This is a genomic window from Blautia sp. HCP3S3_C4, from assembly GCF_052064095.1.
Lineage (GTDB): Bacteria > Bacillota > Clostridia > Lachnospirales > Lachnospiraceae > Blautia_A.
In genome coordinates, this window is sequence record NZ_JBQHWF010000044.1 from 1 (window position 1) to 1,647 (window position 1,647).

General features: G+C 42.7%; 1 protein-coding gene and 1 pseudogene. One reads left to right on the forward strand and one right to left on the reverse strand.

Annotated elements, in window-relative coordinates; genetic code table 11:
- Positions 1-97 (reverse strand): annotated as a pseudogene (locus tag ACTNC6_RS16085) (AAA family ATPase); the annotation flags it as partial.
- A gap of 709 nt (positions 98-806) precedes the next feature.
- Here ACTNC6_RS16085 and ACTNC6_RS16090 point away from each other — a divergent pair.
- Positions 807-1,592 (forward strand): reverse transcriptase domain-containing protein, encoded by a 786-nt coding sequence (locus ACTNC6_RS16090; RefSeq protein WP_441044648.1) that lies wholly within the window; start codon positions 807-809, stop codon positions 1,590-1,592.
- Positions 1,593-1,647 lie beyond the last annotated feature (55 nt).

A 1,647-nucleotide genomic window follows, 5' to 3' on the forward strand; every position in this document is an offset into this window, starting at 1 on the left:
CCTTGAATTTTGGGTCATTGAGTTGGTTGCGGAATGCATCTGCCATTGTGGTAAGGCGCATTTCTATTAACTTATCCATTGTACTCTGATTTGTCATATGTGTTTACCTCCGATAGTAATCGGCACCTCGTGTGATGCCAAGAAACTCTAGGGTCAGACCCCATGAAATACCTATAAAATGAGTAAACGAGTCCTAAAAGTTCTATAAAGAAAGTATAAACAACACACAGAGAATATTTTCAGACAAGTCTAGGGTCAGACCCTATACCAACATTGGGGTCAGACCGTGCGTCCAGGTAAGGGTATATAGTCCGGTGGGTGGAAGCCCCATCAAATAAGTTGCTAACCACAGCATTTGAAGCGAGTCTTGAGTCTGCCGTGGTAACGTTGCAGGCTAAGCGTAGACAGCAAGATAACAGGGATAGCTATTGAGCACCGAAATCCCAAAGTCACCAGAGGGTCGACATCGTGGTCTGGATGGAAGACAACATATGTATTTATCGTTATGGTGAGATTTTACATACCTCTGCGGTGTTGTTTGGAACTATTCATGTTATACAGGGAATATATATCAACTGGAGAGAACCTGCATTTTCTTCTGTAGTGTGTAAACAGAAAGTATGCCTGACAACCAAAAGAAGGATGGCAAAAGAAATGCAGGTAGTCGGAGGCCCGAATAGTACTGATGAAGGTATGAACAAAATAAATACCAGAGGGAAGTCGAGAGAGAACTGTTCCTCACAGTTCTGGCCTGCGAAACTATATCAAAGAGGAAACATTAGCTATACACAGAGATAGAGGTACTAATGGAAACGAAATTGGCGAGAATATCACAATTATCAAAGGAAAATCCTGATATGGTATTTACTTCTTTAGGACATCTGATTAATAAAGAAATGCTTAAGAGCTGTCATGCCCAGATGGATGGAACGAAAGCTGTAGGAATTGATGGGATTACCAAAGAGGAATACGGGAGAAATCTGGAAGAAAACATAAACGCTCTTATAGAACGTCTAAAGAAGAAGTCCTATAAGCCGAAACCGGCAAGGCTGGTGGAAATACCGAAGGACAATGGAAAGATGCGACCGCTCAGTATCTATTGTTACGAAGATAAGCTGGTGCAGGAAGCACTGCGCAGAATACTGGAAGCGGTGTTTGAACCCATATTCTATGATGAAATGATGGGATTCCGACCCAACAGGGGATGTCATAAGGCAATCCGAAAACTAAACCTGATGTTGGAGAGAAAACCAACAAGTTATGTATTGGATGCAGACATTAAAGGGTTCTTCCAGCATATTGACCATGAATGGATCATACATTTTATAGGATCAAGGATCAAAGACCCCAATATTATCCGTCTTGTCAGACGGATGCTGAAGGCAGGGATTATGAACAACTATGAATTTGAAGAAACCGAAGAAGGAAGTGGACAGGGTTCTGTCTGTTCTCCTGTAATCTCCTGCATCTATATGCATTACGTACTGGTATGGTGGTTTAAAGAGGTGATAACACCAAAGCTGAAAGGATATGCAGGTCTGGTCGTATATGCCGACGATTGTGCGCCACGAAGGCGAGGACTTGTGGCATGAAGCCAAACAAGTATAGCCATGCTGTGTGAATGATGATGGCAGGCCCATCGGAACC

What these genes read in the sequence shown, in the direction of transcription:
- ACTNC6_RS16090 (WP_441044648.1), top strand. Translation starts at nt 807, where the DNA reads ATGGAAACGAAATTGGCGAGAATATCACAATTATCAAAGGAAAATCCT.